This is a genomic window from Trinickia diaoshuihuensis (genome assembly GCF_003390925.1).
Taxonomy (GTDB): Bacteria; Pseudomonadota; Gammaproteobacteria; order Burkholderiales; family Burkholderiaceae; genus Trinickia; species Trinickia diaoshuihuensis.
Window position 1 is genome coordinate 17,603 of sequence record NZ_QUBS01000076.1, and the last position, 25,955, is coordinate 43,557.

At 61.8% G+C, this 25,955-nt stretch carries 24 protein-coding genes and 2 pseudogenes; 11 read left to right on the forward strand and 15 right to left on the reverse strand.

The features are described from left to right. Positions 1 to 13 precede the first annotated feature (13 nt). The 3 genes from DXT59_RS15680 to DXT59_RS15695 all read right to left on the reverse strand — a co-directional run bounded on the left by DXT59_RS15680 (position 14) and on the right by DXT59_RS15695 (position 4,892). Positions 14 to 1,336 (reverse strand): O-acetylhomoserine aminocarboxypropyltransferase/cysteine synthase family protein, encoded by a 1,323-nt coding sequence (locus DXT59_RS15680; RefSeq protein ID WP_116137809.1) that lies wholly within the window; start codon positions 1,334 to 1,336, stop codon positions 14 to 16. 1 nt (position 1,337) lies between these two features. Further along, positions 1,338 to 2,489 (reverse strand): 2-aminoethylphosphonate--pyruvate transaminase, encoded by a 1,152-nt coding sequence (locus tag DXT59_RS15685; protein WP_116137810.1) that lies wholly within the window; start codon positions 2,487 to 2,489, stop codon positions 1,338 to 1,340. Positions 2,490 to 3,839: 1,350 nt separating this feature from the next. Next, entirely contained in the window at positions 3,840 to 4,892 is a 1,053-nt protein-coding gene (locus DXT59_RS15695; RefSeq protein ID WP_116137861.1) for a glycosyltransferase family protein, read from the reverse strand. A 231-nt stretch (positions 4,893 to 5,123) separates the two neighbouring features. Between DXT59_RS15695 and DXT59_RS15700 the strand changes: the two genes are divergently transcribed. Beyond that, a complete protein-coding gene (locus DXT59_RS15700; RefSeq protein WP_116137812.1) occupies positions 5,124 to 5,387 on the forward strand; it encodes a PAAR domain-containing protein in 264 nt (87 codons plus the stop codon). A gap of 34 nt (positions 5,388 to 5,421) precedes the next feature. Here the strand turns inward: DXT59_RS15700 and DXT59_RS15705 are convergent, their stop codons facing one another. The 9 genes from DXT59_RS15705 to DXT59_RS15745 form a co-directional block, all read right to left on the reverse strand. Further along, entirely contained in the window at positions 5,422 to 6,093 is a 672-nt protein-coding gene (locus DXT59_RS15705) for an HAD family hydrolase (protein ID WP_116137813.1), read from the reverse strand. A gap of 9 nt (positions 6,094 to 6,102) precedes the next feature. Next, positions 6,103 to 6,225: an NUDIX hydrolase gene (locus DXT59_RS31450; RefSeq protein ID WP_275895780.1), complete on the reverse strand. Its 123-nt coding sequence runs from the start codon at positions 6,223 to 6,225 to the stop codon at positions 6,103 to 6,105. Positions 6,226 to 6,326: 101 nt separating this feature from the next. After that, positions 6,327 to 7,385: a Gfo/Idh/MocA family protein gene (locus DXT59_RS15715; protein WP_116137814.1), complete on the reverse strand. Its 1,059-nt coding sequence runs from the start codon at positions 7,383 to 7,385 to the stop codon at positions 6,327 to 6,329. Positions 7,386 to 7,516: 131 nt separating this feature from the next. Continuing rightward, on the reverse strand, positions 7,517 to 8,230 hold the full coding sequence (locus tag DXT59_RS15720) for a phosphorylase (RefSeq protein WP_116137815.1): 714 nt from the start codon (positions 8,228 to 8,230) through the stop codon (positions 7,517 to 7,519). After that, positions 8,230 to 10,224 (reverse strand): squalene--hopene cyclase, encoded by a 1,995-nt coding sequence (shc, locus tag DXT59_RS15725; protein ID WP_116137862.1) that lies wholly within the window; start codon positions 10,222 to 10,224, stop codon positions 8,230 to 8,232. The genes DXT59_RS15720 and shc overlap by 1 nt, the downstream gene beginning before the upstream one ends. A gap of 126 nt (positions 10,225 to 10,350) precedes the next feature. Further along, positions 10,351 to 11,199 carry a presqualene diphosphate synthase HpnD gene (gene hpnD, locus DXT59_RS15730; RefSeq protein WP_116137816.1) on the reverse strand — a complete coding sequence of 283 codons (849 nt, stop codon included), beginning with the start codon at positions 11,197 to 11,199 and terminating at the stop codon, positions 10,351 to 10,353. 198 nt (positions 11,200 to 11,397) lie between these two features. Further along, positions 11,398 to 12,339: a sensor domain-containing diguanylate cyclase gene (locus tag DXT59_RS15735; RefSeq protein WP_116137817.1), complete on the reverse strand. Its 942-nt coding sequence runs from the start codon at positions 12,337 to 12,339 to the stop codon at positions 11,398 to 11,400. Next, positions 12,336 to 12,959, reverse strand: coding sequence for a chemotaxis protein CheC (locus DXT59_RS15740; RefSeq protein ID WP_116137818.1), 624 nt, complete (start codon positions 12,957 to 12,959; stop codon positions 12,336 to 12,338). The genes DXT59_RS15735 and DXT59_RS15740 overlap by 4 nt, the downstream gene beginning before the upstream one ends. After that, positions 12,952 to 13,320: a response regulator gene (locus DXT59_RS15745; RefSeq protein ID WP_116137819.1), complete on the reverse strand. Its 369-nt coding sequence runs from the start codon at positions 13,318 to 13,320 to the stop codon at positions 12,952 to 12,954. The genes DXT59_RS15740 and DXT59_RS15745 overlap by 8 nt, the downstream gene beginning before the upstream one ends. 81 nt (positions 13,321 to 13,401) lie before the next feature. Here DXT59_RS15745 and DXT59_RS30650 point away from each other — a divergent pair, with 81 nt between their 5' ends. The 3 genes from DXT59_RS30650 (at position 13,402) to DXT59_RS15755 (ending at position 16,823) form a co-directional block, all read left to right on the forward strand. Then, positions 13,402 to 13,587, forward strand: coding sequence for a hypothetical protein (locus tag DXT59_RS30650; RefSeq protein WP_162878100.1), 186 nt, complete (start codon positions 13,402 to 13,404; stop codon positions 13,585 to 13,587). Positions 13,588 to 13,770: 183 nt separating this feature from the next. Next, entirely contained in the window at positions 13,771 to 16,032 is a 2,262-nt protein-coding gene (locus DXT59_RS15750; protein WP_116137820.1) for a hybrid sensor histidine kinase/response regulator, read from the forward strand. Between the two features lie 53 nt (positions 16,033 to 16,085). After that, positions 16,086 to 16,823 (forward strand): hypothetical protein, encoded by a 738-nt coding sequence (locus tag DXT59_RS15755; protein WP_162878101.1) that lies wholly within the window; start codon positions 16,086 to 16,088, stop codon positions 16,821 to 16,823. Positions 16,824 to 16,827: 4 nt separating this feature from the next. Here DXT59_RS15755 and DXT59_RS15760 read toward each other — a convergent pair whose 3' ends face one another. Further along, on the reverse strand, positions 16,828 to 17,385 hold the full coding sequence (locus DXT59_RS15760) for an NADPH-dependent FMN reductase (RefSeq protein ID WP_116137822.1): 558 nt from the start codon (positions 17,383 to 17,385) through the stop codon (positions 16,828 to 16,830). 445 nt (positions 17,386 to 17,830) lie between these two features. Here DXT59_RS15760 and DXT59_RS15765 point away from each other — a divergent pair, with 445 nt between their 5' ends. The 4 genes from DXT59_RS15765 (at position 17,831) to DXT59_RS15780 (ending at position 20,231) form a co-directional block, all read left to right on the forward strand. Then, positions 17,831 to 18,076, forward strand: a complete 246-nt coding sequence (locus tag DXT59_RS15765) for a BufA1 family periplasmic bufferin-type metallophore (protein ID WP_116137863.1) — start codon at positions 17,831 to 17,833, stop codon at positions 18,074 to 18,076. 90 nt (positions 18,077 to 18,166) lie between these two features. Next, positions 18,167 to 19,033 (forward strand): MNIO family bufferin maturase, encoded by an 867-nt coding sequence (gene bufB / locus DXT59_RS15770; protein WP_116137864.1) that lies wholly within the window; start codon positions 18,167 to 18,169, stop codon positions 19,031 to 19,033. Beyond that, entirely contained in the window at positions 19,027 to 19,773 is a 747-nt protein-coding gene (locus DXT59_RS15775; protein ID WP_116137823.1) for an HvfC/BufC N-terminal domain-containing protein, read from the forward strand. The genes bufB and DXT59_RS15775 overlap by 7 nt, the downstream gene beginning before the upstream one ends. Then, positions 19,770 to 20,231: a DoxX family protein gene (locus DXT59_RS15780; protein ID WP_116137824.1), complete on the forward strand. Its 462-nt coding sequence runs from the start codon at positions 19,770 to 19,772 to the stop codon at positions 20,229 to 20,231. The genes DXT59_RS15775 and DXT59_RS15780 overlap by 4 nt, the downstream gene beginning before the upstream one ends. 93 nt (positions 20,232 to 20,324) lie before the next feature. On the opposite strand, the gene arsC is transcribed toward DXT59_RS15780, so the two are convergent. Beyond that, the gene (gene arsC, locus DXT59_RS15785; protein WP_116137825.1) at positions 20,325 to 20,684 is read right to left on the reverse strand and encodes an arsenate reductase (glutaredoxin); all 360 of its coding nucleotides are present in this window, start codon (positions 20,682 to 20,684) and stop codon (positions 20,325 to 20,327) included. Positions 20,685 to 21,272: 588 nt separating this feature from the next. Here arsC and parA point away from each other — a divergent pair. The 3 genes and pseudogenes from parA to DXT59_RS15795 all read left to right on the forward strand — a co-directional run. Continuing rightward, a complete protein-coding gene (gene parA, locus DXT59_RS15790; protein ID WP_116137865.1) occupies positions 21,273 to 21,935 on the forward strand; it encodes a ParA family partition ATPase in 663 nt (220 codons plus the stop codon). A 24-nt stretch (positions 21,936 to 21,959) separates the two neighbouring features. Next, positions 21,960 to 22,074, forward strand: a pseudogene (locus DXT59_RS31595) (ParB/RepB/Spo0J family partition protein); the annotation flags it as partial. 77 nt (positions 22,075 to 22,151) lie between these two features. After that, positions 22,152 to 23,021 (forward strand): annotated as a pseudogene (locus DXT59_RS15795) (ParB/RepB/Spo0J family partition protein); the annotation flags it as partial. Between the two features lie 149 nt (positions 23,022 to 23,170). Here DXT59_RS15795 and DXT59_RS15800 read toward each other — a convergent pair. Then, positions 23,171 to 24,529 carry a replication initiation protein gene (locus DXT59_RS15800; RefSeq protein WP_116137827.1) on the reverse strand — a complete coding sequence of 453 codons (1,359 nt, stop codon included), beginning with the start codon at positions 24,527 to 24,529 and terminating at the stop codon, positions 23,171 to 23,173. Positions 24,530 to 25,955 lie beyond the last annotated feature (1,426 nt).

Consider the following 25,955-nt stretch of genomic DNA (forward strand, 5'->3'; position numbering starts at 1 on the left):
CCGAAATGGGGCGTCAAATTGCGTCGAGTCCTCGCTCAATGTCCGCAATCACATCATTCACGTTCTCGATGCCAACGCACAGGCGGATGGAGCCGTCGAAGATGCCAGCGGCTTCGCGCTTCTCTCGCGGCACGGTCGTATGCGTGGTTGAGACGGGATGGGTGACGAGTGTTCGAGCGTCGCCCACGTTCGAGACGTGATACATGAGCCGGATGTTTTGGACGAACTTACGGCCGGCCGTTTCGTCTTCCAATTCGAACATGATCATCGCGCCATAGCCGACTTGGTCGTCGACGAGTTCGTCGATGAGTTCGCGCTCGCGTCCGGTCGCAAGCCCGGGATACGAGACACGCTTTACCTTCGGATGTTTCTTGAGGAACGTCGCAACCGTCGCGGCGTTTTCGCTATGGCGCTGCATTCGGAGATGCAGCGTCTCGAGCCCCTGGATCAACTGAAAGCTCGAGAACGGGCTGATCGTGGCGCCCGTATCGCGCAGCCATGTCATGCGCGCTTTCAGCAAGTAGGCGCTTGCCCCAAGATCGCCGAGTGTCCGCACCGCGTCAGGCCAGACGATGTTTCCATGCGCTTCGTCGGGTTCGTTGAACAACGGGAAGCGGGTGCGATCGTCGAAGGAGAAATTGCCATTGTCGACGACCAACCCGCCGAGTGTCGTTCCATGGCCGCAGATGTACTTTGTCGCGGAATAGGTCGTAATGGCGGCGCCCAGCGCGCCTGGCCGAGACACGAGTGGCGTGGTCGTGTTGTCGATGACGAGCGGCACCCCTCGGCGCTTCCCGATTTCGGCAAGCGCCGCGACCGGAAACGGAACGAGCGTAGGGTTGGAGAAGACCTCGCCGAAGATCGCGATCGTTCTCTCATCGATCTGCGACTCGAATGACGACGGGTTTTTCGGGTCGGCAGGCCGTGCCTCGATGCCCAATCGCTTGAACGTGTTGAACAACAAATTCCATGAGTTCCCGTACAAGTATGTCGACGCAACGACGTTATCCCCCGGCCTGCCGCTGGATAGATTCGCGATCGCCAGGAACGTGGCGGCCTGTCCCGAGGCCACCGCGAGGGAATCGCCGGCACCGTCGAATGCGGCGAAGCGCTGTTCGAGCACGCGCGTCGTGGGGTTGATAATGCGCGTGTACGTGAAGCCGTCTTCCTTGGCGTTGTAGATGTCCGCGATCTTTTGCAGATCGTCGTCGAGCTCATACGCAGTCGTTTGGTAGATCGGGACAGCAACCGCCTTGGTGACTGGGTCGCGCCGGTAGCCCGCATGCAGCAGCGCCGTTTCTCGCGATATTTCGAGACTAGGATTGTTGCGCGACATATCACAGGACCTCTTTCACGAATTGGAATTCAGCGCCGTACAACGCTTTGCTAGGAATGCGCGGCACATCGAAAAAATCGCGGAATGCGGCTGCGAGCAACCGAATCCACGCAGGACGAATCGAGCCGATACAGCCGATCCGGAAGCTGCTCGTGGGGAGATGCAGCTTCGAATAGATGTACAAGTTGTAGTTGGCGAGGTGTTGGTACAGCGCGTCGAAGTCGCTCTGCGTATCGATGACGCCTTCCGCGGTGAGCGCGACGCATACCGGCGAGCGCACGTTCGCGCTCAAGAGCGGAGGCGCGTACGGCGTAGTCGCGCGAATGATCTCGTCGCGAACCGAACTGTAGCGCTCGCCTCTGCCGACCACGCCTTCGGCAGCCAGAACCTCCAGGGCTTTCGAGCAGGCTTGAATGATGTGCGTCGGCGGAGTCGACCTCCATTCCCCGGTTCTCTCGAAGTTGCGCCATTGATCACGAACGTCCAGCACGAATGAGTTCGTTTGACGGCTTTCGCTTTCAAGCGCCTCGAGCGATGCGACGACAAAAGAGACGCCCGGCGGCCCTTCGATGCACTTGTTGCTGGATGTCACAAGGACATCGAACTTGACTTGCTTGGCGCTGATTTCGGTCGCGCCGAACGAACTCATCGCATCGATAATCGTCTTGATGCCACGCTTGCGCGCCAGCTCGACGATAGCGCCAAGGGGGTTGATTACTCCGGTGGTCGTTTCGCTATGAACAAAGCACAGATGCGTGATATGACGATTCCGGTCCAAATACGCCGCAATCTCCGGCGTTGAAAGAGGCTGATCGCTCGGCATCGTCAGGCCGACCGCCTCTATCCCACGCAGGTGCAATATTTTTAATATTCGTTCGCCATATATTCCATTAATACATACGAGAGGACGATCGGTAGCCGTTACGAAAGAAGCCAATGCCGCTTCCATTCCGTATGACCCGCCCCCTTGAATCGGCACGACCGAGTGCGTACCGTTTCCGTCGAGTAGATCGAGCAATAAACCACGAACACGGGAAGTGATTCTTCTAAAACTCTCATCGCGTGAGCCGATATCATATTGCATCTGGGCTTTCACTTCGTCGCTCAGAGCCAAAGGGCCAGGCGTCATCAAAAAGTGATGCTGCTCCGACATATAACACCTCGTTAGTTGAAACGTCTATATGCAAATACGGAGACGCAAATCGACATGAAGCCCTGAACGCTTAAGCCACGCTACACCATAGAACGGCACTTCGCTATTCTATTTTCTGGAAATCAAAGAAGCGCATTCAAGAATTACATGCGGGACGCAGCATCGAAGCTCGTCCACCGCATCGCGATTAGGAATGGATAAAGTATCTCGAAAAAGCCGTCGAATATGCTTCTTGCATAATCCAATCTCGGCTTTAAAAGGGTCTCGATACGCTGAACGCTATCAACGATTTTTGCTTCTATATATACCTCGGCCTAACCGGCGTTATCGCTTAGGCGCGCGCCGTCACCGACGACGATGGTCGCAGCGGTTGTGCATCCGAGTGCAGATAAGTCGTATCGCGGGCGGGCGGCCGCCAATACCTGGCGCTGCCATGCGTGCGCGTTCTACCGTGTCCGAGATGCCTGCGTTGCGCGGCACCCGCTCTCCCCGCATGCGAACGTGCCCCCCCTTCGTTCGCCACAACCGGCGGCGCCGCGCCGGGCTCGGCCTCAGACGCGCCCCGGCCCGTTCCGACCGATTCTTGCGCCCGCAGGTCATCCTTTGCCGGCCCGCTGAGATTCGCGGGCTCCGGCTCGTTCCGCGTCGCCGAGCCATCGGCTACTAGCGATGCACTCTCGTCCGACAGCGCTGCATCGGACGGCCCCTCGAATCGATGCATCAATGTCAGGCCGGTGAATAGAACGACGCATGACGCAAGAATTCCCAAACCGCCTTTCACTCCCCATTGCCGCCAGCCGGACAATGCGAATGCGCTCGCCCGCCCATAGCCCTCGCCATCCCGGGGCTCGGCTCCCGAGTCGACGAAACCGCCTGCCGGCCCATCGAGATCGCCTTCGAAGTCGGTTGCCGCAAAGGCACGCATAGGCGGCTGGTACGGCACAGCCGCAGGTACATCGCCGCCCTGTGTCGGTGGCGCAGATGAAGCCCTATCCGCTGAGCCAAGCGGCGCTCCGCAATATGGACAAAAGGAAAAGGCGCTAGGCTCCGAAATCCGGCCGCTACAGCGAGCGCACGTCATCGAAACCTTCGAGTCGAGAGCGGACGGTTCGCTCATGCCGCGCTCCTAGCGCATCGGCGCAGCGGATGTCGCGCCGCACGTCGAAGGCTCGCGCCGACCTGCGAGCGCGGTGAGCCGGCCAGGTGGATAAAAGAACTCGATCATGACATCAGTCAATCGCGTCGAACGAGTGACCCACTATGGTTGAGTGCAACGCATGGGTCAAGCGCGCGGACGGCGAGAGACTCGGAGAAATCGGCCACAATTTCGGCCATTTTGGCCTGCGCGAACTAAGCGGTCCGAGCGCGCAAAGCGCCGATCCAATCGATACGATCCAACTCCGAGTACGCGCGCTCGACCAGCGCCAGATCCGCGGGGCGCGCGCTGGCATGGATGCCCGTCAGAGCAGGAATGGGAAAGTCGATCGCGGCGCACTTCGGGTAGTCCCGCGCGCGCAACGTGGAAGGAATCGTCGTGAAGAATGCGGCGGTAGGCACATCGAAGCCCGCGCCGACGTGCAACGCGCTCGTGTCCGAAGTCACAAGAAGCGTCGAGCCGCGGACCCACGAAAGGTATGAAGCCGTACTCTGGGAGTGTGTGGAAATGTTTATGTAGTGCTCGTGCTCGATCGGCAACGAGCCGACGATCGGCAATCGAAACTCCGCCCAAAGCCGGCTCACGATCCCGGGAAGGTATCGCGAAGGAATGCTTCTTACCGGCGTGCTGGCGGTGGGGGCGAGCAAGATGTAGGGGCGCCCTTTCCACTCCCGAGGAAGATCGGGCAGGCCGAGTTGTTTGAGCCAACCGTTGCTCTTTTCTTGCAGCGCAATATCGGCAGGCTCGAGCCCGAGCGCCCACAAGAAAAAATCGATCATCGGCATGGTCGAAAAATTCGGCCAAAACAAATGATTGCCGACGTCCACTTTCGGCTCATTTGGCGGCAAAGCATCGAGCGGCACGGGTAAATCGAGCACCGTGCCGAACAGGGGCGCTGCGAGTTGATAAAGCGTTTTGACGAATAGCGGCGTCCGGGCGGGGCGATAGATGGAAAACGAAATGCCGGGATACCGGTGCTGGACCGCCGCAAGTGCGGTGAGACCGACAATGGAATCGCCGAGCGTCACGCCCATTCCGTTGATGATATGCGCGCGGCTAGCGCCGTCGTAGCGGATCGTTCCGGTGGACGTATTGGCGTTGTGTATCCCGTCCGAAGCGGACAGCGCGCGATATTCGGCGATCGCCGCATCCGATACCTCGAGGTCGTACGAAGCGGTGATCCGCCCTTGCGCCGAGAGCAACGATCCGGCGTGCGTCAAAGAAGTCACATCGTCCAACGTGGTCATCGCTTCGTCCCCGAACAAGCCTCGAACGAGGCGTGGCGCAGTACCGTTTTTCGAACCGGTTTAATCAGATGTTCTCTGAATCGTACCTTACCGGCAACTCGAATCCTATCTTCCCCGGGCATTTCATGCTCGGAAAGACGCACCCGAGCGGCGCGATTGGGTCGCGCGCCGCCCCGCCGCCCGGTCTCCGTATAATTACGCCATTACAAATTCACGAACGAGGGAAACGAAATGAAAAACGTGATTCGCGTCGGCGATCCGACGAGCCACGGCGGCAAAGTGATTACCGGCGCTTCGAATTTCGAAGTCGACGGCATCCCCGTGGCCTGTGTCGGCGACAAGTGCACCTGTCCTCAGAACGGTCACGACAATTGCACGATCGTCGAGGGCGATTCGCAATTCGTCGTCGATGGGCGCGCCGTGGCGTTCGACGGCCACAAGACAAGCTGCGGCGCGGTACTGCAATCCACGGCGCAAGGATTCGGCGCGAGCTGACGCGACGCTTGCGCTTGCGCGCTCAACGGGTTCGCTACAAGACCGTTTGCATCGCGTCGTCGAGCATGCGCCATAACGAGGCCGCCGTGAAATCGTCGATGACCTCGTCGGCACCGGCCTCGATAAGCGTGTTCGCCGGCAAGGCCGTGCGCATGCCGAACGTATAGATCTTGGCGGCGCTCGCGGCTCGGATACCGGACAGCGAATCTTCGAAGGCGACAGCGTGCCGCGCGTCTCCGCCCAGCCGCTCGAGGCCGGTCAAGTACGGCAGAGGATCGGGTTTGCCGCGCGCGAGTTCGTCGGCGATGACAAGCGTGTCGATACGATCCGCCAAACCAAGCCCGCCCAGCATCAATTCCGCATTCGCTCGCGGTGCGTTCGTCACGACGGCGATACCCACGCCTCGCGTGCGCGCCCAATCGAACAACTCCAACGTACCCGCCGTGGGCTCCAAGCGGTTCACCGACGCGCGAAAGAGCGCCTCCTTACGATCGGCCAATTGCCGATGCTCGCTTTCGGGCACGTCCGGAAAGAACTCGCGCATGATGACGTCGTTCGTCGCACCCATGATCCGCGACTGATACGTCTCGAGCGTGAGACTCCGCCCGCGCTCGCCGAGCAAAACTTGGAACGCGCCGAAATGAAGCTCGTCCGTATTCACGAGCGTGCCGTCCAAATCGAACAGCAACGAAAAATTGCGCGACATGTAGATTCCCTAGATAAAGCCGGCGCCCAATCGATCGACCGGGCCGACGAAAACGTTGAGCCGCTCGGCCACCGAGCCCGGACTCATAAACGTCTGGAAAACGTTCTCGATGCGGTAGCCGATCTCTTCCACGGTCGAACCGTGGTGATGGTATCAGGGAAGGGAAGCGAAACGGCCGGATCGAACGTCGCCGCTTAAGTACGAAGCGCTAGGCTGCCGGGCGACGAAGATGCTCAGTGCTGAAAGCGGCCGAGCCCCGCGCCGGGCGACGGCGATGCGCGCCGGTCCTTGCGGGCCATCGCAGCAGCGTCGCTCTCTCTATCCGCCGCGTTATCGGCCTCGCAAATCGCTTCGACGATTCGGTAAGCTGCTACGAGGCTCGAGAAATCGGCTTCGAAACGCGTGCGCGTGCGGCACGCTTCGAAGAAGCGATGCAGTTCGCTCTCGTAACCGCCGCGCCCGGGGCCAAACTCGGAGGAGCTCTGGCTGTCGATTTCCGCGTACGAGCCCGACTCCGCCCCGCGCACGACGATGTTTCCGCGCTCGTCGAGTTCGGCCGTCGTCGACGTCGAACCGGTCAGTTTCATTTGGAATTCAATATCGCGGAGCGTCGTTCCCACCACCAAGCGGGCAGTGGCGCCGGATGAGAATACGCATTCGGCTTCGACGATCAGTCCGGGGCCATGGCGCCGGACCTCCGACCGAACGCCGGCGAGCTCGCCGCCGCCGAACGTCACAGCCAAGTCGATCGATTGAAGCGCTTGTCCTAGCAGCAACGAACGCAACGGGCAGTCATGCCCAGGAAGCGCGTGGCGCGGCTGATCGGCATAGTGCGTCAATTCGATGCTCGACGTTTGCCCGAACGCCGCGCTCGCCGCGAGTTCGCGCAATTGCCGGATCGGCCGCGCAAACCGTTGGTTCATCCCCACGCCGGTTCGCACGCCGCATTGGCGCGCCATGTCGACGAGCATGCGCAATTCGTCGAGCGTCGAGCAAGGCGGCCTTTCCACGAAAACGCTGATTCCGCGCGGCATCGCGCTCATCGATATCTCGCGATGCAAATGCGGCGGACAGGCGATGACGATCGCGTCCATGCTTACCGTATCGAGCATGGACGAGACCGCATCGGCCGTTGGAATGCCGGGAATCCAGCGCGCAATCGCGCTCGCGTTAGCCACCTCGGTGTCGCACGCGCCGACGATTTCGATGTCCGGGGTTTGAAGCAGCGCGGGAATCAAGTTCTGTTGCATCTGCGCGCCGATGCCGACTAGGCCAACCTTAAGCGTGCCCATCGTAGTCTCCCGAATAATTCGCGCGCTCGGACCCGCGAGGAGTCGATCGAAAGAGACTATCGGAATACGAAAGGATTGGGATCTACTAAAACTGGTAGCGGTCGGCTACGCCCGAAGCGACGACGTGCGGCCTATCGTGACGAAACGGCATCCATGTTCAGCGCGCCCGCTCGCTGCAGCGCCGCGCGCGCCGCGACCAAGGACAGTCGCGCCGCACGCGCGTCGAACGCCAAGCGAATCATGGCGGGCAGTTGACCAGGCGCGCGTGCAAGCTCGCGCAAGATCGGCGCGAGCGCCGTCGTGCCATCCTCGCGCAGCCCCGCCGTAGCAGCCGGCGGCAAGGTGCGCCACGCCGGATCGACGATCGCGCGACAAACGGCAAAAGGCAGCCCGTGAGCACCCGCCTGCTCCGCTGCGATGTGCGACTCCATATCGACGGCCAGAGCGCCCGTGTCGCGATGCAGCGCCTGCTTTTGCTGTTCGGATACAACGGGCGCCGCGACCGCCGCCATGGGACCGGATTCGACGCGCACACCCCGCATCGATCCACGCAGCGCACTCGCGATACGCGCGCCCCATGCGGCATCGGTCGATCGACGGCCCGCCGGCCCTGCGATGGTATCGGCGACGACGAGTGCGCCGGGCATCAAGTCAGGCGCCAGTCCGCCGGCCGTGCCGAAACTCATGACGCCCGATGCGCCCCGGGCCAAGGCTTGCGCCAACGCGCGCTCGAGCAGATCGGCCCGGGCCGCATACACGACTTCGACGCCGGGTCCGCGAGCAATGCGCGCTTCGAACGCCATGCCGGTGACGACGATCAGCGGCCGTGCCGCGCCCGCCGTCATTACATGCCGACCGTGACACGCACGCGCGCGTCGCGTTTCAAATTGCGATACCGCGCGAGCGCCCAGAGCGGGAAGAATTTGCGGTAGCCGTGATAGCGCAGGTAGAAGACGCGCGGGAAACCCGTCGCGGTAAAGCGCGTTTCGTCCCACAAGCCGTGCTCGCGCTGCGTAGCGACGAGGTAAGCCACACCCTGCGCAACGGCAGGATGATCGATCGCGCCCGCGGCCATCAGACCCAGCAGCGCCCACGCCGTCTGCGAGGCGGTGCTCGGCGCTTTTTCATAGCCGCGGTAGTCGAGCTTGTAGCTCGCGCCGTCTTCGCCCCAGCCGCCGTCTTCGTTCTGGATCGAGATCAGCCACGCCACCGCGCGCTTGATCCGTGCATCGTCATGCGCGATGCCGGCCGCATTCAGCGCGCACAGCGCCGTCCACGTGCCGTAGATATAGTTCATGCCCCAGCGGCCATACCAGCTACCGTCGTCTTCCTGTTCGGCGAGCAGGTAATCGTAAGCGCGCCGCGCGGGTTCGCTGTTGCCGGGCATCTCGCCGAGTTGCGCCAGCATCGACAAGCATCGGCCCGAAACGTCCGCCGTCGGCGGATCGAGCAGCGCGCCGTGATCGGAGAACGGAATGTTGTTCAAGTAGAACTGCGTGTTTTCAGGCTCGAACGCGCCCCAGCCGCCGTCGCTCGACTGCATGCCGACGATCCATTCGCGCGCACGCGCGATCGCCTCGCGATCGACGTTCGAGTGCGTGAGCGCAGCCGCGCGATCCATCGCTAACGCGACGACGGCCGTGTCGTCGACATCGGGGTAGTAGGGGTTCGCGTATTGGAACGCCCAGCCGCCGGGACGCACGTCGGGGCGACGTGAAATCCAATCGCCGCGCACGTCGAGCACCTGCAGCGGCCGCAGCCATTGCAAGCCGCGCAGGGCGGCTTCTTGCGCCTTTGGCGCTTCGGTTTCCAACAGCGCGTGCGCAACGAGCGACGTATCCCAAACCGGCGACAAACACGGTTGGCAATACGCCTCGTCCTCCGCGATCGCGAGCAGCTTGTCGATCGACGCACGGGCGATCGCGCGATTGGGGTACTCGGGCCCGTAGCCGAGCGTGTCGTACATCATCACCGCGTTCGCCATCGCGGGGAAAATGGCGCCGAGGCCGTCCTCGCCGTTTAGCCGCTCGTCGACGAACGCCACCGCCGCGCGGATCGCACGCTCGCGCGTCTTCTTCGGAAAAAGGCCGTCGACCGCGCGCAGCACCGTATCGACCACTCGGAAAAACGCGAACCAGCCGCGGCTCTGATGGCCCGCGCGCGGCAACAAACCCGTGCGCGCCGGATCGCCCAAGAACAATTCGTCGATGCGCACGCCGCGCGGATTTTTCGCGACCGGCCGCCGCGCGTTGAGCACGAGCAACGGCACGATGACCGTGCGCGCCCAGTACGACACCTTCGAAAGATGGAACGGAAACCATTGCGGCAGCAGCGTGATCTCGACGGGCATCATCGGCACTGCCGTCCAGGGCACGATACCGAACAGCGCGAGCAAGATCCGCGTGAAGACGTTGACGGCTTCGGCACCGCCAGCGCCCAGAATAGCCGTGCGCGCTCGCTGCATATGCTCGGCGTCTTCGCGCTCGCCAGCCATCTTCAAGGCGAAATACGCCTTGACGCTCGCGCTGACGTCCATCGCCCCGTCCGTGAAGAGCGGCCAGCCGCCGTCGCTCAACTGGATTCGGCGCAAGTAACGCACGATTTTGCGCTCGAGCTCGACGTTGGGCGCTTCGCCTAGGTAGTGCACGAGCAGGATGTATTCCGCGGGAATCGTCGCATCCGCCTCGAGCTCGTACACCCAGTGCCCGTCGGGCCGTTGATCGGCGAGGATGGCGTCGGTCGCGCGCTCGATCGCGGCCTCGAGCGCGACCTTCGTTTGGGCGGCGCCGGCATCGTTCGAGGCCGCCACGATGGCGGGAGGAGCGGTAACGTCGTTCATCGGCATCTCAATGGTGTTCGAGACGAAGCGCGCGCGCTTCGTCATTCATCTTTTATGTGTCTGATTTCGCCGGACAAGCATCCCGGCCCCTGCAGCCAGGACGGGCGATTCGGCGCGCGGCGCGGATCAAAAAAATGCGTAACGCGCGACGATTGCAAGCAGCCGCAAACGCGGTTTCGCCACGGGCGAGCGTGGCAAATCGAAGCCGCGCTCGAGGGTTCGCTCGAGCAGGCAACGGTATACGCCCGACATGATGCGCGGCGCGCGCACGGTTTTTCGCGGGGCGCCGTCCATGATCGCGTCGGCCTTGGCGAAATGCTCGAGCGCGCGTTGCGCGAGCGTCGCGCACACGCGCGGCAGCGAGGGATCGTCGGCGATTTCGACCGGATTCGTCGCGGCGATGCCTTCGCGCGCCAACAACTCGCGCGGCAAATAACAGCGATTGATTGCGGCATCTTCGTCGATGTCGCGCAAGATATTCGTCAGTTGCAGGGCGCGCCCGAGGTGGTGCGATAGCCGATGACCCGCCTCCTCGGTCATCCCGAACACCCTCACCGACAAACGGCCGGCGGCGCTGGCGACGCGGTCGCAATACAAGTCGAGCGTTGCTTCGTCGGGCGCGCAGATGTCGGCGGCGGCATCCATGGCCATGCCGTCGATCATCGCGTGGAAGTCTTCGCGGCGCAGCCCGAACGCGCGGATCTGTTGCGCAAGCGGAACGAGCGCGCGGCGCGGTTCGCCGTCGTAGCAAGCGTCGATATCGGCGCGCCAGCGCTCGAGCCCGGCGCTGCGCTCGGCGCGCGGGGCATCGCTATCGGCGATGTCGTCCACCGCGCGGCAAAACGCGTAGATCTGAAACATCGCCTCGCGCTGCGCGGCCGGCAAGATGCGCATGGCGAGATAGAACGAGCTGCTCGACGTGACGGCTGCGGCGTCGGGTGCTGCTTCGTCCGCGACGAGATTGGATACGGCCAAGGCGAACTCCGCTGTGGCGCCCTTTACCCTTTATTGAGGGGCGAATGACAATCGATGCTGTTTGCGGCGCGCCGCTCGGGCGCGCTCGAGACGCGCCTCGCTCCGCAAGCGGCGCGGCGCACCGGCAAGGGAGCCGGAAACCGGCGAAAGTATACCAACGTTTCATTCGGCGCCACAGCGGCGCCGGCGCCCGCCCGTTCAGGTGAGCGCCACCGAGCGATTGCGGCCTTGGCGTTTCGCGCTGTAAAGCGCGGCATCCGCCTCGTTGATGAGCACTTCGTAGCTGGTCAAGCCCGGACGCGCCGCCGCGCCGCCGACGCTTGCCGTCACGGGCACGCGCACGCCTTCGGCCTCCACCGGTGTGTCGCCGATCGTCATGCGGATTTTTTCAGCGACCACCATGGCATCGGCCAGCGGCGTGCAGGGCAGGAGCAACGCGAATTCCTCGCCCCCGAACCGGCCGAACGTGTCCTGGACGCGCACAGCCTCCGCCACGCGCTGCGCCATGACGCGCAGTACCGTGTCGCCCACGGCATGCCCGAAGCGGTCGTTGATGTCCTTGAAGTGGTCGAGATCGAACAGCAGCACCGATAGCTCGCCGCCATAACGCTGCCAGCGCAAGAACTCGTCGCGCAGCCGGTCTTCGAAGAAGCGCCGGTTCGCGATCCCCGTGAGGCCGTCCAGATTGGCGTATTCCTGCAGCTTTTCGACTGCTTCCTCGCGCTCGCGCTGCATGACGCTGACGTGGGTCACATCGGAAATGGTCACGCACACGGCCACGACTTCGCGCTCGCGCGTAAGCGGCATGAAGGTGCAGTCTTGCTGCATGAAGTCGACGCCGCCCGTGATCGGCCGGTCATGATCGAACTTGAAGAGATAGGGGCGCTGCTCCCACGAGCTGAACGCGAAGCTGCCGAGTTGGAAGACGCTCTCGACCTTGCGCGTAAGCCATACGCGCGGCAATTCGGGAAAGCTGTCGAAAATCGACTTGCCCACGACAGTGTCGGCCGGCAGCCCGCTGTGGTCCTGCATGAACCGGTTCCACATGAGCACCTTCATGTCTCGATCGAGCACGAAGATGCCGAACCCTACCCGTTCGATCACTAAATCGCTGAGAGATTGCTCCATCGCGTCGTTCATAGGCTGGACAACAACCCGTCGAGGGCATCGCTCATCCGGCGAATCGAATCCTCGGCCATGAGCATCACGAGGTGCGCGCGGAAGGTCTGATCCTCGAGCGCGAAATTCACCTCGAGCAGCAAGGCCAGCTTCCATGCCAGCACGTCGGCTTGAAAAACATCGTCGAGCGATATCCGCTCGCCGAGCATGCCCGGCGGCGAAAAAATCGGCGTGCGATCGAGCTGATTGAGAATGCATGACACGCATGCCCCCGTCAGCACGTTGGCGACATCGAACATCAGCTCGGTCTGGCTCACCGATTCGTAAGCGGAATGAACGTAAGGATCGTTGACGAGCGCGCACAGATGGCCCACGCCGCTGCTGCGGCAGATGACCAGCGCCTCGCCTTTGATGTCGGAGCGAAAGCCCTGCCGCACCGCGGTCACGCTTTCGTCGATCCCGGTCATCTCGCGCAGCGTCCGCGCCGCGTCCTCGGCGCGCACCACGCGCACGCGCGGCACCGATAGTTCGATGAATGTATCGAGCAACCGAGCCAGGCGCGTGGCGGCCTGGCCCATCGCCAAGTTGGCGATCTCCTGCAAGGCGTCGCGCTGCTCTTCGGTGAACACGTTCTCACGCATACAACCCGTACTCCTTGAGGATGGGCAATATCGCCTCTGGGGTCACGGGCTTGGCGACGAAGGCCACGGCACCGAGCGCGCGCACGCGCTCTTGCGCCAGCGGCTGTACGTCCGCGGACACGACGATCACGAACGTATTCAGGTCCTCATGCTTCAGGGCCTCCAGTACCTGGTAACCGGTCATATCCGGCATCGTCAGGTCGAGAAACATCACCGAGGCCTTCCCCGCGCGGTAAAGTGCGAGGGCCTCGCGGCCGTTCGATGCGTATGCGATGTCGACGTCCCAGTCTGCCGGCAAGGCTTTCGTCAGAACCTTACGAGCAAGCAGGGAATCATCGGCGATCACAATCGGCAAGGGCATGGCAAGAGCGTGACGAAAAACGAAAGCGGTCTATATCGCGTTAACGGCGGCTCGGGACGTTTTCTTTAACGGGAGCGGAGCGTGTCGACGGGCGGTGGCGAGCGCGTGCGGCAAGTGTCCCACGCGGGCGCTCGTTACAGCGAGCGCATCATGTCGCATAAAAATGAAGCGAAATTCTCGGAGCAAACCAGCGGAAAATCAACTCTCCAATTTCATAAACGATCGAGCAAGCTCGTCGATTTCTTCCGTATGAAGAAAAAAATATGAAGATTTAACGCCAATTTGCGGAGATTTTTCTTTTGTGTACGTTTGCGCTTCCGATTTCGTCGCTGTTTTAGGGCGAACGTTCGAACGCATCGGATGACCGATCTTCCAACGAAAAGGCCGGTGACGGACCAACTCGCTTATGATGATTGCACGGCTCACTCGCCGATTGGATGACCTACGGATATGACTCGACGGCTCGATGACTCCACGACGAACGCCTTGCCCGAGCAATGGCAAGACGATTCGGCGGCGCTGGGCATGCCCGAGCCCGATTTTGCGGTCCGGCGCATTACGTTGATCGCGCTGCTGGCCGCGGCCATTATCTTGCCCGCCGTGTATGCGGCCGCCTCCGTCTATTCGAATTTCCGAGCTCGCGTGGCCGGGGCGACCGACGCGACCGTGCGAACGGTGCGCGTGGCCGAGGAGCACGCCCTCAAGGTGTTCGACTTGAACGAGACGCTCGACGCGCGTGTCGACGATCTCGTACGAGGGCTCGACAACGACGCGATTCGCGGGCGCGAAGCCGAGATTCATAACAAGCTTCAGAGCATCGGCGGCGGCTATCCGCAAGTCGCGTCGGTATCGATCTTCGGCCCCGAAGGGCTCCTGCTGGCGAATAGCCGGTATTACCCCGCGCCGCACGCGTCGATCGCCGCGCGTGACGATTTCGTCGGTATCCGTGGCGGCCATATCCTCGAGCACGTGTCGAAGGTCATGGTCTGGCATGCGGGCAACGGCGAAGCCGTCTTCAATACGGGCATCGCGCGTCGCGGAGCGAACGGCGCGTTCGCCGGGCTCGTCTCCGTGGCGCTGCGCCGTTCCTATTTCGAATCGTTCTACCGCGAATTGCTCGGCGGCGAACAAGGAGCGATGACGGTCATGCTCACGCGCACGGACGGCGCCGTACTGGCATCGTATCCACCGCGTCCGGAGCAAGCCGCCGTCTCTCCGAGGTTCGCGGCCGCATTGGCCGCCGGCAGCCGCTCGGGCGTCCTTCGGCTGGCCGATGGCAACGGTACGCAGGCGCGGCACGACGGGCAAATCGTCGCATACCGCCAAGTGGGCAACTATCCCGTGTACGTGTCGTGCGCGTATAGCGAAGCGGCGATTTGGTCGGCCTGGTATCGCCATGCGCTGATCTTCGCGGCTTCCGTGTTGACGCCGTCGATCGTGCTTTGGTTCGTGCTCGCTTTCTCGCTCAAACGCCTAGCGGCGGAAAAGCAGAGCTGGGAGCGCTGGCAAGCCGAGGCATCGATGCGGCGATCGATCGAATCGGCTTACCGCCAGTCGCGCAAGATGGAAGCGCTGGGCAATCTCGTCGGCACGGTCGCGCATGATTTCAACAACCTGCTGACCATCGTCGCGACCAACGTGCAGATCGCAAGGCGGCGCGGCGTGTCGAGCATCGATCGCGAACTCGGCGCGATCGAGCGCGCGTTGAAAAACGGTCAATCGCTCACGCGCCAATTGCTAGGCGTCGCGCGCAAGCAGCCGCTGCGCAGCGAAACGATCGATCTGTCGCGATGGATGGCCGCCAGCCGAGAATTGTTGCGCGCATCGCTAGGCGCCAATGCCGCGCTCATCATCGATATCGGCCGCGACGTCTGGCCGATCGAGGTGGATAGCGCGGAGCTCGAACTCGCACTCATCAACGTGGCCGTCAATGCGCGCGATGCGATGCCGAACGGCGGGCGCTTCACGGTCCGCGCGGCGAACGTGCGGCTCGAGCCCGAAGGCGGTTTCGCGCTCACCGGCGAATTCGTGCAGATTTCGCTGGAGGATACGGGAGCGGGCATGCCTGCGGAGGTGCTCGCCCATGCGTTCGAGCCGCTCTTCACGACCAAACCGAAGGGAATGGGCACCGGTTTGGGCCTGCCGCAGGTATTTGCGTTTTGCGACCGCTCGGGCGGGCTCGCCACCATCGATAGCGTCCCCGGCGCCGGCACCACGGTACGCCTTTATCTGCCGCGCGCTCACGACGAACCCGCGGCTTCTGCGCCCCATGCGCCAAGCACCGAGCAAGCCGTGCCCACAGGCGGCCTGCATGTGCTGCTCGTGGAAGACAACGACGAAGTCGCGGCGGGCACGGAGGCCCTATTGCGCATGATGGGTCATCGCGTCACCTGCGCGTTCAACGCCGATGCGGCGCTCAAGCTCGTCGCCGAGGCGGTTACGCAGCCGACGGACCCGTTCGACGTGTTAATTTCGGATATTCATATGCCGGGCACGGCCAATGGTATCGATCTGGCCGAAGCCGCGCAGGCACTCCCCGAACCGCTGCCCGTCATCCTGATTACGGGCTACGCGCAGGAGCTCGAGCGAGCGCGGAATGTCAACGTGCGCGTGCTGTCCAAACCTTTCGATATCGCCTTGCTGGAATCCATGCTTCAGACGATTCGCGGCGAGCGGGAAACCCGTGCGCACGCTCACGGCAAGGCGACTTGAGCGATGCGGCGCGAGTTTTGCGCAGCATGTCGCAACAGTATCGGGAGGACATCATGCAACATACGGTCATCGCGTTTTTCGATACCTATCCGCAAGCCGAAGCGGCGCGCGACGCGCTCCTTGCCGCCGGCATCGCGCCGGCCGATGTGACCCTGAAGGCGAAATGCGAGCCGACTTATGTGACCGACGCCACGTCGGCCTACGAGCCGGCGCCCGCAGCGAACGAGGGTCTGCTTGCCAGCATCGAGCGCTTTTTCGAATCCCTCTTCGAGACCGGCCCCCGCGAGCGAGAGCGCGAGCATTATGCGGAAGCAGTGCGCCGCGGCGCGGTGATGGTGTGCGTGGAGGCGGCAACCGATGAGCTCGCGCAACTGACACGGACGACGCTCGAACCGATGGGTCCACTCGACGTCGAGGAGCGAGCGGCGACGTGGAGTCCACCCATCGACGACGCCGCGCGGTCTCATTCGCCGTTGGAGGAACTAGGGCTCCGGCCAAGCGTCCCGGCGGCCACCGCGTCGCATGGCGCCGTCTATACCTATGCACGCGACGGCGCGGGTACGCCTGCGCGGGTGCCGACTCCCGGGGGACGCTCGGAGACGGAAGCAGCGGCCACGGCCGTCGCGGCGGGCTCCGCGCCAGGAATGGGTGCGGTCTTTACCGCGGGACACGGCACGCCGGCAACGGCGCCCGCAACGTCGCCGTTGCCGCGCCCGAATGCCATGCCCGACGAATATCTCCAAGACGAGGAGAACTTTCGCGGCGACGGCGAGGGCGCGGAACGAAGGTGAGCGGCTACTTGCCGGCGTGGTGACGCTGCACCCACGCCTCGAAGCGCTGGACGAAGCCGGTGAGGAATTTGCGCGTATCTTCGTTCGCGATCGCACCGGAGCCGTCGAAGAACGAATCCGTGTGCTTCAAGAAGATCTCGGGCTGCCCGAGCGTGGGCACGTCGAGATAGGCAAGAACGTTACGCAAATGTTGCTGCGCGAGCGCCGTACCGGCGGCGCCGACCGAAATGCCGCAGACAGCCGCCGGTTTGTCCTTCCAGGAGTTGGAGCCCCAGGGCCGCGAGCCCCAATCGAGTGCGTTCTTCAAGACGCCAGGCATCGACCGGTTGTATTCCGGCGTTACGAACAAGAGCCCGTCCGCCGCTTCGATCCTCGCTTTGAATTGCTTGGCCGCATCGGGAAAGTTCGAGTCGTAGTCTTGGCTGTATAGCGGCAGCGTACCGATATCGAGAAACGAAAATTCGAACTGCTCGCCGGCGAGTTTCGTTAGCGCATGGGCGAGTTGCTTGTTGAACGACTCCCGCCGCAAGCTGCCGACGACGACTTCGATTTTGTAGGCCATGTTTCTTGCTCCTCTGAGTGAGAAAGACACACCGAAACGCATATGCTGGGCTCGGCCCTCCATCATAGCGGTCGGCGCTCGGCCCTGCCGGCTCGTTTTTCCGTCATCCCACTAAACCCCCGGTGGGCCGTGGGTTTCCGCCACACTTTCCACAAAGTTTTCCACAGATTCTGTGGATAACTCGTCAATATCGCGCGCCGTTACGAATCGACACATCTGTGTCGGTTCGATGACGCCGCTCGTTTGGCGTTTTATTCCGGGTGCCCGCCTCGAGGCGTCGGACGAACGGCGCGCATGCGAAGTCGCGTTTTTTTCCGTGACTTGCATCCGTTCATGTGGCGCCCGCGTATTGAAGACAGCAACAGTCGAGCGTCGAGACGACGCACCGACTCGAGCGACCGAAGCCTCACTAACGGCTTTCTCAATCCAATCTCAGGAGAATCAGATGAACAAGCAATGGATCGCCGCTGCCGCCTTCACCGCCGCTTTGGGCGCAACGCTCGCCACCCCGGTTTTCGCCGCGGATATGGAGAAGTGCTACGGCATTGCCAAGGCTGGACAAAACGATTGCAAGGGCAACAACCACTCGTGCGCGGGTCAAGCGACGAAGAGTATGGACAAGGGTGAGTTCAAGGCTGTCGCCAAAGGCACCTGCGCGCAACTCGGCGGCTCGCTGACACCCGATATGTAAGCGAAGCGCAAGGCTTTCCATATGGGCGGCCGTGCGCTTCAAAGCGAGCGCACGGCCGGCGGGACGAATAGGAAGGCAGGAGCGACGTCGATGAAATCGATGACGATAACCGGTGCGGGGTTGGGGTTGCGCGGGCCCCACGTCGCCGATGTGCTGGCAAGCAAGCCGGCGGTCGGCTGGTGGGAAGTCCACAGCGAAAACTACTTCGGCGGAGGTGAGCCGATCGCGGCGCTGGAGCAGGTGCGGGCGCGATATCCGATCAGCCTGCACGGAGTCGGTCTCGGCTTGGGAAGCCTCGATGCGCCTTGCCCCGGCCACTTGGCGAGGCTGAAATCGCTCGTAGAGCGCATCGAGCCCGCCGTTGTGTCGGAGCACTTGTGCTGGAACCGCGGCGGCGGGCGCTACTTCAACGATCTATTGCCCGTGCCCCGTGTGGATGGCGCTCTGGAACTCGTCGCGCAACATATCGACGCCGTTCAGAATGCCCTCGGTCGCGCGGTCTTGATCGAAAACGTCTCGGCCTATGTTGCGTTCGAAGACGAGCGATGCACGGAAGCCGAGATGCTCGCGGCGCTGGTCGCGCGAACGGGTTGTGGCGTATTGCTCGACTTAAACAATTTGCACGTCAATGCGTTAAACCTCGGCGTCGATCCTTTCGAGGAACTCGCGCGATTGCCGCGGCAGTCTGTGGGCGAGATGCACGTGGCCGGATTCGAATGGCTCGACGATGTCGCCATCGACACGCATGGTGCGCCGGTATCCGACGCCGTGTGGGCCCTCCTCGATGCGGCGCTCGAGCGCTTCGGCCCCACGCCCGTGCTACTCGAACGCGATACCCACTTACCGCCCCTCGACTCGCTGCTGCGAGAGTATGCGCAACTGGAACGGCAACTCGCTGCATCCATGGATAGCGCCGAGGCGATCGTACCCGGGGCGGCCGAGGCGGTGTCATGCTGACGAATACCGAATACGGTGCACGCTTGTTGCGCTTCGCCGGGTCGCTCGTCGACGACACGCTCGCGCCGCTCGGCGTGACGCTCGGGACGCGCGAACGGTTAAGCATTTATCGCAACAACGTGCGACTCAATCGAATCGCCGCGTTAACCGATGCCTTCGCCAACGTGGTGCAGCTTGTCGGGCTCGACTACTTTCAAGCGCTCGCGCGGGCTTATGTCGATCGAACGCCTGCATTCTCCGCCAATCTTCACGACGACGGTATCGGCCTGCCCGCATTCATTCGGGGCTTTGGGCCTGCCGGCGATTTGCCCTATCTCGGCGATGTTGCAGAGGCCGATTGGCTGCTTCATCGGGCCTATTTTGCGGACGACGCCGCCGCGGTTGAAAGCGCTGCCCTTGTCGAGTTGGGCCCCGAACGATTCGCCGCCTCGTCGATTCGGTTCATGCCGAGCGTTGGGCTTGTACGTTCGCGCAGATGGCCTATTGCCGACATATTGCACATGCACGCGGGGGGCGCATCCGCGAGTCTCGACGCTGGCCCGCAGTCCGTACTGATCTGGCGCGAAGGCTATCAAGCGCGCTGGCAAGCGGTCACGGATATGGAGGCGACGGCGCTCGCCATGCTCGTCGCGGGCAGGACCATTCAAGAAGCGTTCGCTCGAACGGGGGCTGACGCCGGCTCGTTGCTGACACAACTATTCGCTCATCGGCTCGTGGTAGCCATCGAGGAGGCCCTATGAAAATCATCGCTCGTTTGCTGTGCTGGCTCGATGCGAGCGCAGTCGCCTTGCAACCGCTCGTTGCACTCGCGGTCAGGCTTTATCTTTTCCGCGTTTTCTTTCTGTCGGGACTAACGAAATTGCGCAGTTGGGACAGTACGCTTTATTTGTTTTCGAACGAATATCACGTACCAGTCTTACCTCCAGCCGTTGCGGCCGTGATGGGCGCCGGCGGTGAATTGATATTTCCAGTCCTGCTGCTGCTCGGCTGGCAAGGACGGTTTGCGGCCGCGGGATTGTTCGTCGTCAATCTCGTCGCGGTCATGTCCTATCCGGGCCTAGAGCCGGTGATGATCAAAGACCACGTATTGTGGGCGGTATTGATCGCGTATCTGTTTTTCCACGGCGTGGGACGTTGGTCCCTTCAAGGATTTTTTCAGCGACCGTCGATGACCAGCGCGCGCAAGGGACATGCTTGATCGCAACGGGCGTCGCGCCGGCAACGCCCGCAAAGCGAATGAAACGTCAAATGGAGGCGTCCGTGATAGGGGCCGTCACCGACGCCGGCTCGCTCACGCAAACAGCGCCTCGACGTGTTCCGGCGGACGGCCGATGACAGCGCGGCCATTGCGGACGACGATCGGACGCTGCAGCAAGATGGGATGCTTTGCAACGGCTTCGTAGAGCTGTGCGTCGCTGAGCGAGGGGTCCGACAAATTCAAGTCCTTATAGGGCGCTTCATTGTCGCGAATCATGTCTCGCACGGGACCACCGAGCATTCGATGAAGGGCCCTCAAATCTTCAACCGATGGAGGCTCCTTCAAATACTCGACGACCTTCACTTCTTCACCGGATTGAGCCAACCGGCTCTCGACCAGTTCGCAGGCGCCGCGGGATTTCGAGCAGCGCGGGTTGTGGTAGATGGTGATCATGTTCGGCTCTGTTTGACGCAAAGCCGCTATTTTACGGGCCTGACGCGGCAAAACGATACGACTAGGACCGCGCGGCGTCCGGGTGTGGTCGGCCCGGGACCATCGCGCGCAGTTGTCAATGCTTGGCCCTACGTCGGGTGCAAGCACGCTGATGACAGGCGGTTTATGCGCATAAAGCGGCTCGGGCAGGACTCACGGACGGAAATGAGCAGAAGCCGGTTCTCGGCCTTCGTCTTTCGGTCCGTCCGCGAATGCCTATCTTCGTCGTAAGAGTAGCCTCGATTTGAAACCCGAACCGTGGGCTGGGTGCGGATAGTTGCCTTTTTGCATCAGATCGAACAACGCTCCTCCGCAACGATACGACGGGGGCCGGCCAACACGGGCCAACCGACTCGGACATCACGCACCGTTCCAATCGCAAGCACCGACAAACTCTCGCACAGCAGCCAAGACGATCGAGCGAGGCTCTCGTGCCTTTATGCGCATAAACCATCGGCCGAACGGCTAATTCGTGGTGTCATCGCGACGAAATTATTGAAAATAAAAATCTACAAGGTAGAATTCTGCGATCTGTTAAGGAGCGAAAAATTGGCAGCGGAAATCGTCGCGGTAACTCAACAGAAGGGCGGGGTAGGAAAAAGCACGATCGCCATGCATCTCGGCGCGGCTTTTCATGAGAAAGGAAAGCGCGTCCTCGTCGTCGACGCCGATGGCCAAAACACGCTCGTTCATTGGGCCAGCGCTTCTGCGGACGGCGACACGGGTATCCCGTTTCCGGTCGTGAACCTCTCGGAAGCGGGTGGCCAAATTCATCGAGAGATCAAGAAGTTCATCGGCGACTACGACGTAATCGTCGTCGATTGCCCACCCTCGATCACGGAAAAAGTGTCGGGCGTCGTGCTGTTGGCCGCATCTATCGCTGTCATCCCCACCTCGTCGTCCCCGGCCGACTATTGGTCGAGCGTAGGCTTAGTGAAGCTTGTGCAGCAGGCCCAGGTCATGAACGAGGACCTCCGCGCCGTATTCCTGCTGAACAAGACGGAAGAGAAGCGGATGCTTACGCGCGAGCTCAAGCGAGCGCTCGAGGATCTCGGCTTCCCACTACTGAAGACCCAGATCCCGACGCGTGAAGCCTATAAACAAGCTATGGCGCTCGGGCAGACCGTATTGCAAATGAGCGACCGCGGCGCGAAGCTGGCCGCCGCTGAGATCCGCGCTTGCGCGGAGGAAATAGCGTCCATGCTCCCCTGACTTTATGCGCATAAAGGACACCGAATGAAACCCTCCCAGTTCGCCAAAGGCTTCCAAGCGCGCCCCGACACGACGAGCAGCGAGAAGCGCACCGCCCTCGACCGGCTCAATGCGATCGACGATCTCGTTCAAAACGAGGGGGTGCCTTCGACGAAGCCGGCGGCCAAGCGCGTCGAGCCGCCGCAGCGCGCCGTCCAGGCGGCTAGCGAGGCTGCAAACGCCAATGAATCGGCCGCATATCGCGCATGGCGTGTAGCGAACGGTTATGAGCCCGGGCAAGTGATCGAGCTCGACTTGAGAGCGATCAAGCCGAGCCCCTTCAATCCGCGGCATTTCTATTTAAAAGCATCGATCGCCGAATTGGCGGTCAACCTTGCCAAGCAAGGGCAACAGCAAGCGATTCACGTCATTCCCGATTACGCCAATACGGGGACGTATTTCGTCAGCGACGGCGGCCGACGCGTCCGAGCCTTGAAAGAGGCGAACAAGGAGACGGTCAAAGCGGTCGTGGTTGATCTTCCAATCGGGATCGAGAGCTACAAGCTCGGCTACGATCTCAACGTTCAACGCGACTCTCAAACGGTCTTCGACAACGCTGTCGTCTGGCGTCGGTTTCTCGACGAACGACACTTCCAGAGCCAAAAGGAACTGGCCGAACACCTCGGACTCGACGAGTCGACAGTTGCCGTGGCCCTCTCGCTGGCGAAATTGCCTGAATCGATCATGCAGGAGATGGTTGCGCGACCTGACCGGTTCGGCTCCAACATGGCGTATCAAGTCGGCCGCTATTTTTCGGCGCGGGGTACGGAATCGACGTTGCGTTTGATCAATCGCATCGTTTCGGACGACCTTAGCACACGCCAAGTCGCCGATATCGTAAAAGGCAGAGCGAATCCGGAGGAAAACGTCAAACCGGCGACCCGTCAGCGCTACGCACAACGGATGGAAATCAAACTCGACGGTGTCGCTGTCGGAGATTTGAAATCGTACGGGGACGACCGCCTGGAACTGCGGCTACGGGGGCTATCGCGCGATAAGCGCGACGAGATCCTGCGGCAGATCGAACAGATACTACAGTCGAGCTGAAAGCCTGCATCGAGACCGCCCGCCGCGCCAAGGCGCGGCGGCGAAGCTCCAACCGCCACACCGGCAAATAGTCGAGCAGCGAACCGGCGCGGCCGTAGTGCGGTAATGCGCGAGCCATCGCCTTCTCGGAGTTCGATGCCTAGCCTAGCCTAGGCTGCTCGCGACTGGCTCAACGTGAACGACAGCAAATCGCCGTCGGTCGGTTCGCCCCAAGTCTTCCGCGCAAGCCAGTCGAAAAACGCCGTTTCGCCGAGCTTGGAGTTCAAGCCCCGCCGGCGCCAATCCTCGCGCAGATGAGACCCCAGTTGCGGCAGCATGTCCTCTTCGAACGATTGCCGCGCGAGCTCCTGTTCCGACTCACCTTGCTCTTCGTAGAGCACACGCGCCTCTTTCCGGCGATAAGCCGCATACTCGTCCAACAACCGCGCCTTGAGTTCATCGGCCGGCACGGCAGCCGATAGCGCCTTGCTGGCGCTGTTTGCAGGCTGGTCGACGAGATCGACGGGCGGTGCATAGCCTTTCTTGAGTGCGTCCTTGAACAATGCCGGAGCGCTGCGCACGGGCGGCAACGAGGTGCTGCGCATGCGCTGCTCCGTCATTTGCAACGCAGCCCGGATGCGATTCTCCTCGCTGTCGGCATAGAGCGTTTGCGCTTCCTTCAACGGAATGCCGATCTTGACCATGCGGTCGATCAGGGTACTGTCGAAAACGTTCGGATGCTCGTCGAGGGCAAGCATCGGTTGCTTGCGCTCCGTCACGCGAAACTGAATCTCGGCGACGCGCCGGCCTTCGCGGTGCTCGATCAGCTCCACGAAGATGTTCGTGACGGCGTTCACTTCCGCGATCGCCGGGCGCAGGTAGTCGCGCTTGAAATACTTGTACTCGCGTTTGGCTTCGTCGCCGGCCTCGGTATCCGGGGTACCCGACAGGATCGGACGCCACCAAGCCCACGATTCGCGCATCGTCAGGTGGCTCGGATTCGTGAGATAGCGCACGCAGATCTCGTATAGCGCGAGGCCCGCGCTGCTTCGCAATTGGCTCTGAAACTGCAAGCTCAGGCGCGCGTATTGAACCGGATCGAGCAGCTTCTTCTTGATCTTAGGCGCGAACGAGAATTCCACCCAGACTCGGCGCGTGGCCGGGTCTTCGAGAATTTCGGCGTCGGCGATCAGCGTCGAGATCCCCCACTTGCGCCCCGGCTTCTGGCTCGATGTACCCTGACTCCACTCCACTTGGACGGAGACCATACGCCGCAAATGCTCCTTCACGAGCGCGGTATCGTTCGAATCGAAAGCGGAGTTGGCGACAATGTCCGACAAGAGCGCGCGATAAGTGTCGCCCGATTCGTCCGCCTGCTGGGCGACCGCCAGCAACACGTTGAACAGCTTGCGTGTGAGCAGGGTGATCTTGCCGCTCTTGGGCTGAATTGCGATCGCTTCGACGGCCTTTCGCAATTCGGCGGAGCTCGGACTTACCACATCGGTTTTCTTCGCGCGCTTCGTTGCCATGCGTCGGTCGGGAAAGAAAATTTCCGACAGGATACAGAGTGCGGTGAAGGGCGTCTACAAGCACGCTCTCACCCTTCCGGGTGAAACACGTCAGAACGTGGCGCCTCACCTCGATCGGCTCCCGCAAAGGCTCACCAGAACGAATCGGGGTGGACAAACCGCGCCGTTGCGGCACATGGCGCTCATGGTAGGCCACCGTCGTTCGAACTTCGATTAGTGCTTCCAATGCTTCCCGTATCGGCTCACCATGAAGATGTCGCAAATTAGCGACGGCCATCGGGCGGCGAGGGCGCGCATAAATCGCTGCGACCAACCCTGCACGCAAACCGCGCGCAACTCCCGCGTCGCCGTTTCGGCAACGATTCGATTCAACGTCTACCTAGCGCCTTGTCCCGAAAGCTTTTTTGGGTCAAAGACGCCGGTAGCCTCGATACTCCCGTGGCAAAGCCGGTGCGCACAACTCGCACGCCTTCGAGCCGTCCCGGAAAAGCTCACCTTGGACATCGGCAAGCGCCCACACTGCGGCGGCTTTCCGTCATTGACCGCTTCATCGACCGCTTTATAGCGCGGCATTCCGGTCCCGAAAACCTTCACCTAAGCCCCATTTCATCCATGCTCGAGCAGCGGGACCATACACTCCCGCAAACCCTCACCTCAACTGTGCGCATCGAACATTTCCCAACCGGATCCGATACTTAGCGCTGCGGTAGCCGGCACGAGGATCTTCCTCCGAGATCCCGAATTTCCTCACCTCTCGACTCATCGCCCCCACGAACGAAGCAATGCCCCAACCCACGAGAGAAGCCCCGAAAATGCTCACCTTTGGCGATCGAGCCTGGACGAAAGAAGTCTCACCAATACGATAGAGCCTAGGTTTCAGCGAAAGTGGCGGCTAACTTCGGAGGCGATCTCGGTTTCGGCGCTCATTCAGCCCCCCGGAAAGCCTCACCTTTTCGCGCATCGGCGCCGGCTAACGAAAGTATCCGAAGCGCGGGGGCCATAGTCCTGAAAACCCTCACCATACGCAAAATCGCACCGCTCAGCCTGAGCGCCGATGCATCGCGGCACCCGTTTTCTCGCATATCAGCTCCCGAGAAAGCTCACCTCTAGGCGCTGTTCGTCTCATCCGATAGCATTTCTTCCCGAAAAGCCTCACCTCGAGTGCGCTTTTTTTCCCGCAGAGCCTCACCGAAGCCATTTCCGAGCCTCGTTTGGCCCCCAACTCGGCGGTTCGAGGACGTCCCGCAAGTCCTCACCAGCCCCAAACCGCGTGTGCGAACAAGAATCCGCTACTACCGGCGATCCAGCCGCGCCGGCTCCCGAAATCGCTCACCGTTGGGACCCGGAGGCTTTTCAGCGTCTCCTGAATCCCCTCACATCGTTTCCTGATATCGCTCACGGGTCTCCCCGAACCCCTTCACGGACG